The following is a 16,894-nucleotide window of genomic DNA, read 5'->3' as shown; positions in this document are numbered from 1 at the left end:
GTCGGCATACGGTTTACTGTACCCTGATTTTAGTAATCCCTACCACCGGCCGGCCATCGGTGGTAATGCCCTGCACAACCACCCGGAGGGTTCGCACGACGTCGGAAAGCGGAAACGCCAGATTGGCACTGCCTTTGGAGTCGGTTTGTACGAAGGGTTTCCAGTACAAAACGTCCCGTCGGTCGATAGGCGCGTTCAGTTCAGGCAAAACCGTACCGGAAGTATCGCCGTAGCGCGGCATGTAAAACTCCCGCTGTGCCGGAAAACCAATGAAGGACAACTGGTTTAAGCCCACACTGGCCTCCGTCTTTTCCGGTTTCCGCGGCCCCCGTTTCGTATAAAATGCAATGACGCCACTCCCCGCCCGCGCGCCATAAATAGCCGACGTAGCCGCATTTTTCAGGACTTCAATCCGTTCAATATCGTTGGGATTCAGACTCAACAGGGCATTTCCATCGGGTGTTTCGGTCAAATAGGAGCCATCCAGAATATACAGGGGTGCCTGCACCTGCATTGAATTATTTGTTCCGAATGAAACCGCATTCCGGATATTGACGATATAACCACTCATGGTTTTCTTCACCTGAACACCCGGTACCCGCCCGATCAGCATTTCGTAGACGTTGGCAAATGCAGGGGATTTTTCGTCAAAAACCAGTACCGCATCGGCCGAGCCGTGCAAGCTCCTTCGGTCGTTATGGTCGGCCCGCTCGTTCGGCCGATAGCCTTTAATCGTCACTTCCTTCAAAACTTTGGCCTGTTTGTCCCGGTATTGCCCCGGGTCGGCCTCCTGCCGCAACCGGGCCACCTCAAGCTGGTGCTGGAACTGGAGCCAGTCCGGGGCCGGTTCCGGCATATGGTCTGCCGACGCCCAGACGCGGCCCGCGGTATCCAGTTCGACGGTGCCTTTAATGGCCTTGAATTGCTGATTCATCACCTGCACGAGTAGTTTCAGCGTATCCATCACGCCCAGACCCGCCATACGAAACCGGCCGTAGGCATTGGTCCCGATCGAATGCGGAATCGGCTGCGACGAATTGGGTGCCGCCAGCAGCAGTTCCGCGTTCGGAATGGGCCGCCGGTTTTCGTCCACCACGCGCCCGCTGAACACAATACCCCCCAGCGTATCCGCCGGATTTTCCGGTTTTCGGAGTCCGATCCGGCGCCATGCCTGCGTCAGCAGCAGATCGTCGAGCGCCCGGCGTGTGGCCGCCGTCGTATCTTTGAAGAAAAAACCGGGTTCCTCGACGCGTCCGCGCAAATCGCCCGTTAGCAACAAGTGCGTTCGAATATCCGCCGTCGTGGAATCGTCGGGCACCTGATCCGCATCGGTCACGGCCGCCGATAACATGGCGACAGACGAAGCCTCCGCGCTGGCCGTCAGCTTCAGGGTCAGCACAACCCGTTCGCGGGGGGTGTATTTCGGCTTATCGGCCACCAGACCCAGTTGCACTGGTGGCGTTTGATCCGGAATATAAACGATCCGTTCGGCCCGCGGCTGACCATTGGCATCATACAGCGTTAGCTGGCACAAACCGGGGGGCAAAACGCTCATCGGCAGGCCCAGACGGGCTTTGCCCTCCTGCAATTTCATTTTGGTCCGCTGCACCAGTTGCCCATAACTCTGAAACGTCAGGTAAATTACCGGATCGGGTTTCGGACCGTTAACCAGAATCCGAACGTCCAGTTCGGTTGAATCGCTCACCATATCCGCCATCAGTACAAATCCCTGCGGCTCAACGGGCGGTAGGGTAACGTGTTGCGTCGGGCCGTTGGATTGCACTTCGGCCCGGTAGGTTTCTCCCCCGACGGGACGCATTACGACGCTTCCCATGCCCAACCGATTGCTGGCAAACCGGGCCACTTCCCGCCCCTGCCCGTCCAGAATCCGGCCCGATACGGTTTTCCCGCGGCCATCCCGACCGACGGCTTTAAAGCCCAGTCTGGCCGGTAAGCCCGCTACCCAGCGCCCTCCTTCCGGCAAAAACTGAAGATCCAGCCCGGCTGAACCGAATGCTGCCCGGGCGTCGGTCCCATTCAGCAGGTTATAGACGTTGATCGTTCGTTCAAACGCCGGGCGGGAGGAGGCATAATCCTCGTCGGTATAAGCCCGCAGCCGGTACACCCCGGTAGTCAGCGTATCCGATAGCCGAAAGTCCCCCGCAGCCCGTCCATCATTGATGCGCAGCCACTGGTGCTGCACCAGCTTGCCCCCCGGAGCCAGCACATCGACATGCAGGGCGCCCTCCCCGAAAAAAAGCTGCGAGGTGGCGGGGTCCAGCACGTAGGCACTCAGCCAAAGCCGGTCGCCGGTCAGGTAAAACGGTTTATCGATATGCGCAAAAACAGATGGTGCCTGATACGGATGGGCCTGTTTCCAGTGACGAAACAGTGAATCGAGCCGGTAATCGGAGGCCAGAATCTGCCCTTCGATGGGTGCCGCGACCGCCGAATCCGGTTTTGTGGTGTTCGCACTGGGTTGCCAGTCGGCGGGCAAAAGGGACGAAAACCGGTCGTTGCCCAGGTAACCCATTGCCAGCATGCCGAGCGGCAGCGTTATCCGGCCATCGACGGTCACCTCACTCATGCCCTGCGGAAACCGGAACTCGGTAAAGGCGTACGGCGTATCCCGGTATTGCGTCGGCCCCGTCAGAATACGGCTGTAAAAAACCTTCAGGGGCGTGTCAGTAACCAGTTTTCGTTCAAACGACAGGCGTCCCGGCCGAATCAGGGAATCGGGGTTAATGTCCAGTAAATGGCGGTTGATGTCCCAGAACAGGCTGGCCGTATTGGTTTTCTCCGGAATCTTCGGGTTCACCCGGTAGATAATAAAACCCTCTTTTTCGTACGTTCCGGCAATCAGGCTGGCAATGAGGTGACGCGTTGAGCCGAGATAGGCCCGCTGACGGTTGTGCTGCCAGCGTTGTGCCTGCCGGGCATCCGTCGGTTTTAATTCTTCAAAGCGGGTGGTCCCGGCGAAATACATGACTCCATTGGTGATTACTTCAAAATACTGCATATCGTACTGAATGCGGTAACCGAACGCCCGGTTTTCGATAAGCAGTGGTTCGGTAGCCGTTGCGCGCAGGGTGTTTTTTTCGTACGTAAAATGGAGTACCCCCGGATTCAGGATTTCGCACTGGTTCCGAAACGGCGTTTTGCCGAGCAGTTCGCGTTCAAATTCCCGGAAATGGCGCTCCCAGGTCTTGTCGCGTTTGCCCTTCACCGTGACATCCGCCAGCGTGACGCCCGTACTTTTCAATTCCAGATTCAGGACGCGGGGCTGACTGTTTTCCAGCCGGACCGACTGCCGGGCGGGCTGGTAGCCCAGAAACGAAGCGACCAGTTCGATGGTGCCGAGCGGAACGTGCGTCAGCCGGTAATGGCCTTTTTCGTCGGTGGTTGTTCCCCGGGTCGAATTGTTGAGATAAACGTTGGCAAAAGGCAACGGCTGCCGCGTTTGCTGGTCAATTACCTTACCACTAATGACGGCGGTTTCCTGGGCCGACACGCCGGTATATGCCATAAAGACCCACCACCACCCGCAGAGCAGCTTACGAACACAGTCGGTGAAAGAGGCCTTCATAGGTTCCGGAAAAGATCACTTAAAAATACGTGTTCCTTAGCACAATACCATGGAATACCCGAAAAGATACATCCTGTAAATAAGTTAGGCTCAAGCCGTTACGGTTTCCACGTTTTCGACGGAAAAAGCCATCGGCCGCCCGGCAAAGAGGACTTTCGTAGCCGCCCAGGTGGCTTTAAACAGGCTCGACTGCCGGTATGTTTCCAGGGCTTCCGCCGATTCCCAATGGCTGTAGGTCACAAAAACCGCCGGATGGTCAAGATCGCGCTGAAGTTCCAGGTGCAGGCAACCGGGAAACGTCCGGATTTTGTGCTTCGATTCCTGGAAAATTGCCAGAAAATCAGCCGTTCTTTTCTCCAGAAATGTCATTCGAACAATGCGGATCAACATAAATTTGAGTGATGAGTTAAGAATTAAGAGTTAAAAGTTCAAAATTGCATTTCCAAAATTAGTGGCTGAATGTATTGTGCTCTCGTTGCAATATAACTCTTAACTCATCACTCTTAATTCTTAACTCAAAATGCAATACCGTACGTTTGGCCGCACCGGCTGGCAAGTGAGTGAAATTGGTTACGGCATGTGGGGACTGGCCGGCTGGACAGGCTCCGAACGGGAGGAGGTTGATCAGGCGCTGAACCGTTCCGTCGAACTGGGCTGCAATTTTTTCGATACGGCCTGGGGGTATGGCGAAGGACTGAGCGAACGCATCCTGGGTGATTTGCTGAAGCGTTACAGCGATAGGCGGTTATACGTTGCCACCAAAATCCCACCGAAAAACCGCAAATGGCCGTCGAAACCCGACTTTGCCCTGAACGACGTTTTTCCGGCGGATTACATTGTTGAATACACCGAAAAAAGCCTCAAAAATCTGGGCGTCGAAACCATCGATTTGCAGCAATTTCACGTCTGGGAAGACGGCTGGGCCGACCGTGACGAGTGGAAAGAAGCCATCACGAAGCTGACAAAAGAAGGAAAAGTGCAGGCCTGGGGTATTTCGGTCAATCGTTGGGAACCCGACAACTGCCTGAACACCCTGCGGACCAACCTCATTGATGCCGTTCAGGTCATCTACAATATTTTCGATCAGGCACCGGAAGATAATCTGTTTCCGCTCTGCCGCGACCTGAACATCGGCGTTATTGCCCGCGTGCCGTTCGATGAAGGGACCCTGACCGGTACCTTCACGAAGGAAACGACGTTCCCGGCCGACGACTGGCGCTCAACGTATTTTGTACCGGAAAACCTCAACGCCAGTGTTGACCACGCCGACGCCCTGAAACCGTTGATTCCGGCCGATATGACGATGCCTGAAATGGCCCTGCGTTTCATTCTGAGCAATCCGGACGTTGCCACAACGATTCCTGGTATGCGTAAACTCCGGAACGTGGAAGCCAACATGGCCGCCAGCGACGCCAAAGGGTTATCCCCCGAACTGATTCAGCAGCTGAAAGGCCACCGCTGGGATCGCACCCCAACCGAATGGAGCCAATAGGGAGTTATGAGTGAAGAGTTATGAGTGAAGAGTGGGACGCCCGGCGGTTGGCTGACGGATTTAACTCTTCACTCATAACTCTTCACTCTTCATTCTAGTACGTAAACCGTATGGTTACGCCGTAAGTACGTTGGTCGCCCACGATGCCGGCATATTGTCCGTAGCTTCCGGGAGCCGCCAATAGCTGCTCATAATAGTCCTTGTTGAAGATATTTCTCCCCCACAAGAAGAAGGTAAGGCCGTTGGAAGCTCTGAAACCCAGCCGGGCATTAGTCAGTGCATAGCCATCAATATTCAGATACTTTGAAGGCGATGGACTTGAAGAAAATTCCGACCGAAAAAATTCATCAACACCTAAAAAGTAAATTCCTTTAAGGCCAACGAATGTTCCCCGGGTGGTTACTTCACCCCCTATCGAACCCGACCACTTAGAGATCCCCGGAAGTCGGCCACCCGAAATATCCTTAAACGCTTGCGGTCCTCCCACTTCTTCCAGCGGCACCGGCGCATTGATAAACCGTACATATTTACCATCGGTGTAAGCAACAGCGGCATTCAGGACCAGGTTGGTAAAGCGGACATTCCCATCCAGTTCGATTCCCTGCACCCGCACTTTCTCCGCATTGGCCAGGTACCCCCGGTTTACACCCGGTTCCGGCGTCTGCACCTGCGTTTGGTAATCTTTGATATCCGAACGATAGATCGTCAGGTTCAGGACCGAATTTCCCGACGGTTTGGTTTTTATACCAAACTCCTTGTGATCCACGTATTCGGGCTTCACATTAGCCAGATCAACCAACACCTGTCCATTTGCCGTAGGCAAACCGCCCACATTAACCCCAATTGGCTTAAAACCAATCGAATAGGTAGCATACGCATTAAAATTGGCAGTGGCTCTATATTGGACCGACAGTTGCCCGGAGAAATTTCCTTTGGCGTAATCCGTGTTAAAAGCCTGGTTGGTATAAACACCGTTTTTCAGGGCGAGCAGGGCGGGGTCGGTGGTTTGCAAACCACCATACGTCACCCGGCTGTAATCCACTACCTTTTTGTCATAGTTGTAACGTACCCCCGGCATCACATGCAGTTTATCCGTCACGGCCCAGTCTGCCTGCGCGAAGATGGCCAGACTCGTGCTCTTGATTTGGTTGGTGGTGCGGATACCAAAGTTGTCGAACAACCCGGGTGTATTCCAGAGCGGGCTGGTGGTACTCTGGGCAAACCGCCACTGCGCTGAACCGGCTTCTTCCGTTTGTACCGGGTCTGATTTCAGGTCTTGCCAAAGGCCAAATAAACCCACTACCCCACTCAGTTTCGGAGAAACCTTCCCGGAATAGCGGATTTCCTGCGACCACTGGTCGTGTACGGAATTACCCGAAGAAATCGTAAAGACCGGCAATCCAATATAATCGCGGTCATTTAAAGGCGTCCATTTCCAGTACCGCCAGGCCGATGTAGCGGTCAGGGTGCCGTTCCCGATTTTAATATCGGCGTTGGCCGAAACGCCCCCCAACTGGTTATCGGCCTTGGAAGGCGTATCCAGATCCAGTTTCCGTTCGAAGGCGCTCTTGTAAGGCAGCGTATAACCTAAATCGGCAATAATGGCGTTAAACTGGCGATAAGCGGCCCGCTGGGTAGTCACCACGCCCGCAACCGGCCAGCCGTAACCCGTGGGTTTCTGATCCGAAACATCGCCGATCAGCGTGATTTTTACGTTATCGCTGGGCGTATACAATAATTGCCCCCTGACCCCGATGTTATTGATATCGTTGATAGGCAACTGCGTGTGCACATTAAAGAACGTGCCGTTCCGCTGGGTTCCCGTGAACGAAACACGAGCCGCCAGTTTTTTGCTCAGCGGACCCGTCACCGATCCCTTCGCCTGGATGAAACCCAGGTTACCATAGCTCAATTCAAAGTTGCCACCGGGCGTAAAGCCAGCCCCCCGCGTTGTAATATTGAATGCCCCCGCCGTGGTGTTTTTTCCGAAAAGCGTTCCCTGGGGTCCGCGCAGGACCTCAACGCGTTCGATGTCGATAAAATCGAGTGCCGTGGCCGCCGGACGCGCGTAGTAAACACCGTCTACGTAGAAACCCACGCCCGGATCCACTCCGTCGTTGGTCAACCCGTAGGTCGATCCCAACCCACGAATGTTCAGCGTAGTATTCCGGGCATTGGATGCGTATAACTGAACCGTAGGCACCAACTCCTTGAGACGGTTTACGGTAAAGGCACCGGCATCTTCGGCCCGCTGCCCCCCGATCACCGAAATGGGAATCGGTACCTCCTGGGCCGACTCCTGGCGACGACGCGAGGAAATCACAACGTCTTCCAGCTGCGTGGTGGTTGGATCAAGCTTGATTTCCACATTGCTTCCGTTGATCAAGACTTCCTTTTTGATGTAGCCAACAAACGTAACGATTAAAGTAAAGGGGAGTTTTTGACCCGTAACCAGGTTAAACTCGCCATTGGCATCCGTCGCATCCCCATTAGTCGTTCCTTTGATGGTAACCGTTGCTCCCACCAGGGGTTCATTGTTGGTGGCATCGAGCACCTTACCGGAAATCGTTGCGTTGATCGTGGGTTGCTGGGCGGCCGCCACCAGAGGTAATAAGATCACCCCTATCCAAAATATAAACTTGAAAAATTGTTTCATTGTAAAACCGTGTTTGGTGTTAATTCGCTTGCGCCTTCTCAGAAAATTTTAGTTACATTTCCATTTTACTATAAGATCTATAGATATTATAGGCAATGATGCGAAACGTATTCAACTGGTGATGAAGGTTATTTAAGGATAATCAGGGGGGTAACTTAACGGCGATACGGCCAACAGGAGTTTTGACAGGAAAAAGCAGATCGTGAATTTCTCATTGGTGGTTGATTGATTGACAAGTACTAACTACTCCATTAGATAGACTATAGGGATTTATACCACTTAAAATCTATTGACTTAGTAGTTTTTAGCAAAAAAAATGTGCCATCTGTCGATTTCCAACAGATGGCACAAAAAGTTTTTGTAAAAACCGTATATTCTTTAAATAGTCCTACTCAACAACAAGGCGAATCCAAACCTGGGACGGTTTCTAATCAGGCGACTTTCTTCACCGGCGTACGGCGGGTTGTACGGATAGCGTCATTCTTAGCGCCTTCCAGCACGGCATCGGAAATAATTTCCAGTTGGTGCGCCCGTTTCAGTACCGACTCAAACGGCAGGTTGAAATAGTTGGACACATCCATCCGGAAGCTATCGGGGAAACGCGACAGCCGCACACCGAAGAAACTCCGGATTTCGGTTTCGGGCAATAGGGCCGCCAGCGCTACTTTTTCCGCTTCGGCCAGCAGTTCCGTACGATTAGCGTACAAGTGCTCCAGGCCCAATGCTGCCGTCAGAATATGCAGATACAATTGTTTGTAAGCCCCTGCGAGTTCATTAGGCAAGATCACCCAGCCCTGCTCCCGGAACTTGGCCGCAAACCCCGTCAGGCCGGGAATGCCCCGCAAATCGCCCGCAACCAGGTCTTCAGGAAACTGCAGTCGCTCATCGGTTTTGGACAGCCGGTACACCACGGCTTCAACCGGACTCTTGTGGAATAGCAAATCCGCCGGAAGTTGCCGGTTGTTTTCCCACTGATCGCTCAGTTTGACAAAAATCGTTTCGTTGACGAGTAAGTTCTGCGAATCCCCCAGACTAACGAGCATACGCCGAAACGCAGCCAGGAAATCGATCTGAAATTGATTCGGATTAAATTTTGTGCGTCTCATAGCGGATTTTCAGTCGGCGGTTTTGATTAGCCAGGGTTCGTGAATACCAAGAGGTTAAATTCCCGAAAAGGGTTATAAAGATACAAAATAGTGAATTGATTTTCAACACTTTTTTATCAGACAACGGCTGCGATCGGTATTCTTTTCGGTTAATTTCACCCACCCCGGCTGCCCCAATTCGGTTTTCCCGATTTAATTGCGTTCTTTACCACGTTGCCTACAGGCTCCGGAAGGCGGCTTGCTGGGGCACGTACCAAAGCCAGTCCGGCTATTGTCCCACCCTAATTTTTGACCTGGATGGAACTGATTACCTACTTGAAACAGAGAGTAACACTTTTGCCGGAAATGGAAACCGTACTGGAACAGGCCTTCAAACGGGAGGAATGCCCGAAACACCACAAACTGCTGCAACCCGGCAACCGCTCCCAGAAGGTGTTTTTCGTTGAAAAAGGGTTAATCCGAACGTATTACCTGAAAGACGAAGGGAAAGACATAACGCACTTCTTTTTTGCGGAAAATGCGTTTTTCATGGCCATTGAAAGCATTTTTTACCACAACAATTCACCGTACGGCGTTGAAGTACTCGAAAACAGTATCATTCGAACCATACCCTATGCTGAACTGGAACACTACATCGACCAATCCGACGAGCTGGAGAAGCTGATGCGCCTACTGCTGATCGATATGCTCAAAGCCTTCTCCGACCGATTTCAGTCCATTCAATTTCAAACCGCCCAGGAACGGTACCGAATTCTGCTCGAAACCTATCCCGACATCCTCCTGCGCGCACCCCTGGGCCATATTGCATCGTACCTGGGCATTACGCAGCAAACCCTGAGCGTGATCCGGGCGCAGCGGTAAAGACCCGCCACGGATTGCAGCTTACCCGCACAATACGGAAGTAGCCGGACAACACACGCTGGCGCCGTAGTCAGGGAATATCTATAAATTTCCCCTTGGCTTCATTTTTTAAGATAGATGAAAAGAAAGCCTGCCGGACTAGCCGTCCTTTGCACTGTCAAAACGGATAAGCCATGCAAGCTCTTCATCCTGCTTCTACCATCCATTTCCTGTTTATCACCGATGAAACCGGAATGGGTGCTGCGTTTGCGCTCCTCAAGTCCAGCCTGGTTGCCCATCCGGCCAACCATGTTTCGCTGGTTTACCATTCTCCCGCCGAACCACCTGTCTTTCAGCGGGAACTCGCTATTTTAAGCCGCCATTTCCCGACGCAGTTCATTCCCTATTACGAAACCGGTCAGCCGACTGAGCTCACGTTTGTACCGCAGGAAACGCTCGAAGCCATCCTGAATACCAACACGCGGGAAGAATTACGTATCCTTATTTACGGAACGGACGAATTCATGACATCGGTCCGGGAACAGTTGCTGTTTCTGAACGTCGAAAAAAAAGCCATCAAGCTTCATTTTTTAAGATAGATGAAAAGAAAGCTTCGGCCCCGGCGCCAATTTTGCCCCGTCATTCTTACCATCACAAACCACACAATGAAACGCAGCAAACTCTATTTCTTCCTGACAACGAGCCTGTTCCTGGGCGGTTGCCAGTCGAAAACTACCCCGACGGATGCGCCCGAAACGGCGAAGGCGATTCCGGTGGTTACTTCCCGGATCAGCCAGACGAACGCGACTCGCGACATTTCCATCAGCGGAAATATTGAAGGCAGTAAAACCGTCCGGCTCGGCTTTATGGTCGCCGGGAAGATCAATTACATTGCTGCCGACGAAGGTCAGTTTGTTCGCAAAGGCCAACTGCTGGCCAGCCTTGACCCCACCAACTACGGCATTGCCAAGGAAATGGCCGATGTGCAGGTGAACCAGGTCACCGACGAGTATAACCGCCTGAAACTCATGCGAGAACGCAACAGCCTGAGTGAAAGCGATTTTGCCAAAGTCAATTTTGGGCTGCAACAGGCACAGGCACAGCAGCAGCTCCAGGCCAAAAATCTTTCCGATACCAAATTATACGCTCCGATTAGTGGCGTCATGCTGAAAAAGCTGGCCGAAGTCGGCGAAATTACGGGCGTCGGTACCCCACTGTTCGTCATTTCGGACATCAGCCGCGTCAATGTCAACGCATTCATTCCCGAAAATGAGCTGCACAACATTAAACTAGGCCAAGCCGCTACCGTGCTGGTGTCGTCCCTGAACGAAACATTCACGGGAAAAATCACCGAAGTCGGTTCAGCCGCCGACGTAACCTCCCGTGCCTTTACGGTCAAGATTGAACTGCCCAATCCGAAACAGCTGATTCGCCCCGGCATGATTGCCGAGGTGAAGCTGGCTTCCAACCAGAAAGCTGAGATGCTGACCCTCCCCGCCGAAGCCGTGCTGCACGATCTCGACAACCAGAGCTACGTATTCGTGGTCGATTCGGCCCGGCAGAAAGCCTTCAAACGCAAAGTGAGCGTTGGGCAACTCATCAACAACCAGATTGAAATTACGTCGGGGCTTAACGCCAACGAGGTCGTGGTAACGGGCGGTCAGCAAAAACTCAGCGACGGCACGCTGATTTCACTCACTAACTAACCACAGCGATGAATTTTGTTCAGGCATCATTAAAATACAAACAGGTCACCCTGTCGGTGTTGCTGTTGCTCTTCGCGGTGGGCGTCAACTCGTTGCTGACCATGCCGCGCCGGGAAGACCCGAAAATTACGGTTCGTCAGGGGCTGGTACTGGCTTATTACCCCGGCGCGAATTCGGCCCAGGTGGAAGATCAGGTTACGAAAAAACTGGAACAATACCTGTTTCAGTTTGAGGAAGTTCGGAAAGACAAAACCTACTCGACCACGCAGGACGGCATGGTGGTCGTCAACGTCGAACTGGGCGAGAACGTCAAGAACCCGGATGTCTTCTGGAGCAAACTGCGTCACCAGTTGCTGGTGGTCAAAACACTGGATTTACCGCAGGGGGTTCGCGGACCGATTGTCAACTCCGACTTTGGGGATACCGAAGCACTCGTGATCGGCATTGAAAGCGATGAGGCCAGTTACGCGCAATTGAAAGACTACACCCAGAAACTGGAAGACAACCTGCGGACCATCAAGGCGGTTTCGAAAATCAAGCGCGTCGGGGAGCAGAAGGAACAGATTACGGTTTCGTCCAATTCCGAGAAACTCTCGCAGTACGGCGTCAACCTTCAGCAGGTGGTGAAGCTCCTGCAATCGCAGAACACCATTGGCGCAACCGGCGATCTGAAAACCGAGAACAGCAAGACGCCCCTGTACACCAGCGGCTATTACAATACCGAAAAAGAAATCGCCAACCAGATTGTCGGAGCCTCAAAATCGGGCGCCATTGTGCGGCTGGGCGATGTGGCCACCGTGCAGCGGGAATATGCCGAGCCGACGAGTAAAATCAGTGTCAACGGGCGCAAGGCCATGATGCTGACCGTCCAGATGCACGAGGGTAACAACATTGTGCAGTTCGGCGAGGAAGTGAACCAGAAAATTGCGGAGGTAACCAACCTGTTACCGGCCAACGTTACACTAAGCACGATTGTAAACCAGCCGCAGATGGTCGACGCCAACGTGTCGCACTTCATCGGCGAATTTTTCCTGGCGATTTTCTCGGTGGTCATTGTCGTGATCCTGCTGCTGCCGTTCCGGATTGCCGCCGTGGCCGCGATGGCGATTCCGATGACGGTGGCCGTGACGTTCGCGCTCATGCACGCGTTTGGGATTGAACTGCACCAGGTTTCGCTGGCGGCTTTGATTGTGGTGCTGGGGATGGTGGTGGACGATGCCATTGTGATTGCCGATAATTACGTCGAACTGCTCGATGAAGGAATGGACCGCTGGACGGCGGCCTGGCGCAGCGCCAGTGATCTGGTCATCCCGGTATTGGCGGCTACGGTCACCATCATTGCTTCCTTTATGCCGATGGTGCTGCTGACCGGCGCAGTGGGCGAATTCATCAACGCCCTGCCGTGGACGGTGGCGATTGCGCTGGCGGCTTCGTTCATCGTCGCCATGGTGCTGACTCCGTTGCTTTGTTACACCTTTATCAAAAAAGGCCTGCACGATCCGAGTGTCGAAGCCAATCCTAAAAAGAAATTTTCGCTGCTCGACCGGATGCAGAACGGGTATAACGCAGCCCTGGAATGGTCGGTTAAACACCCGGCCCCGATTGTGGGCGTCAGCCTGATTACGATTGTGCTGGCAGGCCTTCTGTATTTCGGTGGGGTGCGTCAGAAGTTTTTCCCGGCGGCCGAGCGGAACCAGTTTGTCGTTGAACTCTGGATGCCCACGGGTACGAAGCTGGAAAAAACCGAAAACGCCATCCAGAAAATGGAAAGCCTGATTCGGAACGATGAGCGGGTGACGTCGTTTGCTACGTTTGTCGGTACCAGCGCCCCCCGGTTTTATTACAACTTTTCGCCGGAAGTGCCCGTCAGCAATTACGCCCAGATTCTGGTGAACACCACCACCGAGCAAACGACCGAAGCGCTGTCGGAAGAACTAGCGCATCAGGTAGCGCAACTGATTCCCGAAGGAATGCCGCAGGTGAAACTGATGCAGCAGGGCCAGCCCCTGAAAGCCCCGGTTGAAGTCCGCATCATCGGCGAAGACCTGAACCGCCTGAAACAGATCGGTCAGCAGGTGCAGGATATTGTCAAAAAAGCGCCCGGTAGTGCGCTGGTTCGCAACGATTTCCGGGAAGATTATTACGGCATCAGCATTCAACTGAAAGACGAAGCCAACCGTCTGGGTTTCACCACGTCCAGCATTGCCCAAATGGTGTATACCGGGTTTAGCGGGGCGCCGGTTACGACGCTGTATGAAGGCAATAACGGTATTGATATTGTCCTGCGCCTGAACGAACAAAACCGCCGGACTACCAACGATTTGCAGAATATCTATCTCGAATCGCCGGTTACCCAGGCCCGGGTGCCGCTGCGTCAGATTGCCGCTATTCAACCCGAATGGCAAACCGGCAAGATCATGCACCGCAACGGGGTTCGGACGCTGACCGTGCAGAGCGAAACCCACCACGGTGTTCTGCCCGCCGAACTGCTGAAAGAAATTCAGCCCGACATTGCCAAAATTCAATTGCCAGCCGGGTACCGTATCGAGTACGGGGGCGAATATGCCAATAAGCAGGAAACCTTCAGCCAGATGATTACGGTCCTGGTCATTAGTCTGGTGCTGATTTTCTTCATCCTGCTGTTCCAGTTCCGCAACCTGAAAGAAGCCACGATTGTCATGCTCACCATTCCGCTGAGCCTGTTCGGCGCTCTGTTCGGACTGTACCTCACCGGTAACAACTTCGGATTTACGGCTTTCGTCGGTCTGATTAGCCTGTCGGGGATTGTCGTCCGGAACGCCATCATTCTCGTCGATCATACCAACGAATTGCTTCAGCACGGCATGGATATCCGGACGGCGGCCATCGAATCGGGCAAGCGTCGGCTGCGTCCTATTTTCCTGACTGCCATGGCTGCCGCCATTGGCGTTCTGCCCATGATCCTGTCCGGCTCACCGATGTGGAGCCCGCTGGCCAGTGTGATTGCCGTCGGGGTGGTGTGGTCCATGATCATGGCGCTCCTCACCGTGCCGGTTTTGTACATCGCCTGGGTAAAGCCCAGCGATAAAAAAGAGAATCAAGTCGTAGCGAGTCAACCCGCACACCATGAAATCTGATAGCCATTTAAAAAAACATATCGCCACCCTGCTGCTGGTGATGGCGACCACGCTGGCCCACGCACAGCAAACCGAACCGTTGAGTTTACAAAAGGCCATTGACCTGGCCTTGCAGAACAACCGTTCGCTGAACATCAAAAAATTACAGGTGGCCGAAAAACGGTCCAAAGTCCGGGAAGACGAAGTCAAAAAATACCCATCGGTCACGGTTAATTCGACCTACCAGTATAATGTCAACCTGGGGCAACTGGCCATTCCGCAAGGGTCGTTTGGCGCGCTCCCCCTGAATCCAACCACGGTCATTGCGCTGCCGAATGAAACGCAGACGTTCGACCTGGGCGAACACCACACGTTCAACGCGGGCGCCACGGCCTACCAGCCGCTGTCCCAGTTGGGGAAAATCAAAACCGGCCTCGCCATCGACCAGACCGACGTGCAGATTTCGGAGCAGGAACAGGCAAAAGTCGCCCTCCAGATCCGCCAGGGTGTCGAGCGGTTATACTACGGTATGCTGATTGCCCAAAAGCAGAAAGAGGAAGCCAGCGCGAAGCTCGAACTGGCCAACCTCAAACTCTACGATGTAGAAAGCGCCCTGCTGTCGGGCAAGACCATCGACGTCAGCAAAGCCGGCCTGCAGGCCAGCATCGCCGATGAGGAGCAGAACCTGCTGAAGCTGAACATCCAGCTGGACGACTACATGGCGGACTTGAAACACCTGACCGGTTTAACGGCGGATCAAGTTGCCCTGGAGGGCGTCGATCTGTCGGCCACCCCTACGGCCAATCCGGAAGACGCCAAGGCTACGGCCAACAAAAACAATGTCGATCTGAAACTGGCCACGCTGGGCCGCGACAAAGCCGAGTTGGGCATTAAAGCCGCTCAGCAAAGCTACCGCCCGGACGTAGGGCTGGTGGCCGGATATACCTATCAGCGCGGCAATTTGCTGTTCCCGAAACACAACCCTTTTGCGGGCGTCAATTTCAAATGGAACATTCAGGATCTGTTTTCCAACAGACAGGTGTTGACCCAGCGTCATTTTTTGCGGCAGCAGGCGCAGGAAAACATTGCCAACATCCAGGAACAGGTCAACAACGACATCGAAAAAGCGTACCGCAAACTCAATCAGGCCACGGCCCTGATCAACGTCGCGCAACGGGCGGTTCAATACCGGACAGAAGAGTTAAAAGTGCAGAATGACCGAAAAGCCGCCGGGCTCAACCTGCCATCGGACATCCTGACGACCCAGGCGCAACTGGCAAAAGCGCAGGCCGATTTACTGGCCGCCCAGTTGAATTACCGGCTGGCGCAGTCGGATCTGAAAATCCTGACGGGCGAGCTGTAACCCCGTCGGGATTACTTCCAGCGTAGCGTTTTAAGCAGGTGAAGCACGTCTTTCCGGACGTAATCGATTACCGGGGCCAGCGAATCGTTGCGGGTGGCGGTATTGAAATACAGGGCTCCCCGCAGGAAGTGGGTGGTCGTATCCGTCGTGAAAAACTGCAACTGGCTGGGCACTTCACCCGTAATCGACAATACGTCGGCTTTCAGTCCGGAGGGAAGCTGGATGACCTCTTCCTTAAAACCGTAGGCCTTTTCGTTGTGCATGGCCGCCAGTTTGTAGGAGTCGGCAATCATCCCCGCCAGCCGTTTTTCGCTGTTCTGGACAGAATGATACGTCAACTGCACACTGGCTTTGAATTCGGGATAATGAACAAAAATCCAGTGCGGCTGCGCCCCCCGAAAGGTATCCGGTAAAATCCGGGCCTCTCTGGAATATTCAAACGTATACGGGTGCGCTTCCGTCAACGGCTGATACCGATGCGGAGGCAGGTCGATGCGGTTGTAGCCTTTGGGTTTCGGGACGTAGTTATCCGCATGGCGACCTCCGCAGGCTGCCAGAAAAACCGCAAAAACGACGAAAAGGTATTTGGTCACGGATGGATGAAATGTTACACAAAAAGCTAAACGAAAAAGCCCGGCCGTTTCGTGCCGGGCTTTTCAATTCCTGCACGGTTTTGAAAACCGTACTTACTGCTATCCTTTAGGAGTTGATCATTTCCAGTTCTTCCTGCCGGACGGGTTGACCCAGCAGCGTCCGAAACCGGTTGATGTTGAACGTAGGCTCAAACCATACTTCACCCAAAACCGGGTGCTTTACCGGCACGTCGGGGTTCTGAATTTCGCCCAGCAACACGCCCGTTTCGCCGTTGGTATGGCGTTTAACCATCCGGATCGAATACATCTGATCCTCTTTAGGCGTTTTGACACCAAATTCGGCATAAAAAGCCAGAACCGGCGCCGGAAAATTGTCATTTACGCAAATAACTTCCATATTAATTAATGTCTGAACCAGAATCAGTTCAAGATAATTTGTAAACCCTGAGTCGTAACA

General features: G+C 53.5%; 12 protein-coding genes. 6 read left to right on the top strand and 6 right to left on the bottom strand.

Going from position 1 to position 16,894, the window contains the following annotated elements; translation table 11 throughout:
• Positions 1-13 precede the first annotated feature (13 nt).
• Together ACFPMF_RS22790 and ACFPMF_RS22785 are read right to left on the bottom strand one after the other, a co-directional pair.
• Positions 14-3,586, bottom strand: a complete 3,573-nt coding sequence (locus ACFPMF_RS22790) for a carboxypeptidase regulatory-like domain-containing protein (protein WP_379849417.1) — start codon at positions 3,584-3,586, stop codon at positions 14-16.
• Between the two features lie 90 nt (positions 3,587-3,676).
• On the bottom strand, positions 3,677-3,976 hold the full coding sequence (locus ACFPMF_RS22785) for a putative quinol monooxygenase (RefSeq protein ID WP_379849415.1): 300 nt from the start codon (positions 3,974-3,976) through the stop codon (positions 3,677-3,679).
• Between the two features lie 130 nt (positions 3,977-4,106).
• On the opposite strand from ACFPMF_RS22785, the gene ACFPMF_RS22780 reads away from it, so the two are divergent.
• On the top strand, positions 4,107-5,078 hold the full coding sequence (locus tag ACFPMF_RS22780) for an aldo/keto reductase (RefSeq protein WP_379849413.1): 972 nt from the start codon (positions 4,107-4,109) through the stop codon (positions 5,076-5,078).
• Between the two features lie 94 nt (positions 5,079-5,172).
• Here the strand turns inward: ACFPMF_RS22780 and ACFPMF_RS22775 are convergent, their stop codons facing one another.
• Together ACFPMF_RS22775 and ACFPMF_RS22770 are read right to left on the bottom strand one after the other, a co-directional pair.
• The gene (locus ACFPMF_RS22775; protein WP_379849411.1) at positions 5,173-7,734 is read right to left on the bottom strand and encodes a TonB-dependent receptor; all 2,562 of its coding nucleotides are present in this window, start codon (positions 7,732-7,734) and stop codon (positions 5,173-5,175) included.
• A 431-nt stretch (positions 7,735-8,165) separates the two neighbouring features.
• Entirely contained in the window at positions 8,166-8,840 is a 675-nt protein-coding gene (locus ACFPMF_RS22770) for a hypothetical protein (RefSeq protein ID WP_379849409.1), read from the bottom strand.
• Positions 8,841-9,185: 345 nt separating this feature from the next.
• Between ACFPMF_RS22770 and ACFPMF_RS22765 the strand changes: the two genes are divergently transcribed.
• The 5 genes from ACFPMF_RS22765 to ACFPMF_RS22745 all read left to right on the top strand — a co-directional run bounded on the left by ACFPMF_RS22765 (position 9,186) and on the right by ACFPMF_RS22745 (position 15,844).
• Positions 9,186-9,701 carry a Crp/Fnr family transcriptional regulator gene (locus ACFPMF_RS22765; protein ID WP_379849407.1) on the top strand — a complete coding sequence of 172 codons (516 nt, stop codon included), beginning with the start codon at positions 9,186-9,188 and terminating at the stop codon, positions 9,699-9,701.
• Positions 9,702-9,874: 173 nt separating this feature from the next.
• The gene (locus ACFPMF_RS22760) at positions 9,875-10,279 is read left to right on the top strand and encodes a ferredoxin reductase domain-containing protein (protein ID WP_379849405.1); all 405 of its coding nucleotides are present in this window, start codon (positions 9,875-9,877) and stop codon (positions 10,277-10,279) included.
• A 66-nt stretch (positions 10,280-10,345) separates the two neighbouring features.
• Positions 10,346-11,386 (top strand): efflux RND transporter periplasmic adaptor subunit, encoded by a 1,041-nt coding sequence (locus tag ACFPMF_RS22755; RefSeq protein WP_379849403.1) that lies wholly within the window; start codon positions 10,346-10,348, stop codon positions 11,384-11,386.
• Between the two features lie 8 nt (positions 11,387-11,394).
• Entirely contained in the window at positions 11,395-14,502 is a 3,108-nt protein-coding gene (locus tag ACFPMF_RS22750) for an efflux RND transporter permease subunit (protein WP_379849401.1), read from the top strand.
• Entirely contained in the window at positions 14,492-15,844 is a 1,353-nt protein-coding gene (locus ACFPMF_RS22745) for a TolC family protein (RefSeq protein ID WP_379849399.1), read from the top strand. The genes ACFPMF_RS22750 and ACFPMF_RS22745 overlap by 11 nt, the downstream gene beginning before the upstream one ends.
• A gap of 11 nt (positions 15,845-15,855) precedes the next feature.
• Here the strand turns inward: ACFPMF_RS22745 and gldD are convergent, their stop codons facing one another.
• Together gldD and ACFPMF_RS22735 are read right to left on the bottom strand one after the other, a co-directional pair.
• A complete protein-coding gene (gldD, locus tag ACFPMF_RS22740; protein ID WP_379849397.1) occupies positions 15,856-16,437 on the bottom strand; it encodes a gliding motility lipoprotein GldD in 582 nt (193 codons plus the stop codon).
• Positions 16,438-16,543: 106 nt separating this feature from the next.
• The gene (locus ACFPMF_RS22735) at positions 16,544-16,834 is read right to left on the bottom strand and encodes a hypothetical protein (protein ID WP_379849395.1); all 291 of its coding nucleotides are present in this window, start codon (positions 16,832-16,834) and stop codon (positions 16,544-16,546) included.
• Positions 16,835-16,894 lie beyond the last annotated feature (60 nt).

It is taken from the genome of Larkinella bovis (genome assembly GCF_042655385.1).
GTDB lineage: Bacteria > Bacteroidota > Bacteroidia > Cytophagales > Spirosomataceae > Larkinella > Larkinella bovis.
Note: the sequence above shows the minus strand (reverse complement) of the source record. Positions and strands in the feature narration are given on the sequence as shown.

Coding starts and splice junctions, on each gene's coding strand:
- ACFPMF_RS22790 (WP_379849417.1), bottom strand. CDS start 3,586: ATGAAGGCCTCTTTCACCGACTGTGTTCGTAAGCTGCTCTGCGGGTGG.
- ACFPMF_RS22785 (WP_379849415.1), bottom strand. CDS start 3,976: ATGTTGATCCGCATTGTTCGAATGACATTTCTGGAGAAAAGAACGGCT.
- ACFPMF_RS22780 (WP_379849413.1), top strand. CDS start 4,107: ATGCAATACCGTACGTTTGGCCGCACCGGCTGGCAAGTGAGTGAAATT.
- ACFPMF_RS22775 (WP_379849411.1), bottom strand. CDS start 7,734: ATGAAACAATTTTTCAAGTTTATATTTTGGATAGGGGTGATCTTATTA.
- ACFPMF_RS22770 (WP_379849409.1), bottom strand. CDS start 8,840: ATGAGACGCACAAAATTTAATCCGAATCAATTTCAGATCGATTTCCTG.
- ACFPMF_RS22765 (WP_379849407.1), top strand. CDS start 9,186: ATGGAAACCGTACTGGAACAGGCCTTCAAACGGGAGGAATGCCCGAAA.
- ACFPMF_RS22760 (WP_379849405.1), top strand. CDS start 9,875: ATGCAAGCTCTTCATCCTGCTTCTACCATCCATTTCCTGTTTATCACC.
- ACFPMF_RS22755 (WP_379849403.1), top strand. CDS start 10,346: ATGAAACGCAGCAAACTCTATTTCTTCCTGACAACGAGCCTGTTCCTG.
- ACFPMF_RS22750 (WP_379849401.1), top strand. CDS start 11,395: ATGAATTTTGTTCAGGCATCATTAAAATACAAACAGGTCACCCTGTCG.
- ACFPMF_RS22745 (WP_379849399.1), top strand. CDS start 14,492: ATGAAATCTGATAGCCATTTAAAAAAACATATCGCCACCCTGCTGCTG.
- ACFPMF_RS22735 (WP_379849395.1), bottom strand. CDS start 16,834: ATGGAAGTTATTTGCGTAAATGACAATTTTCCGGCGCCGGTTCTGGCT.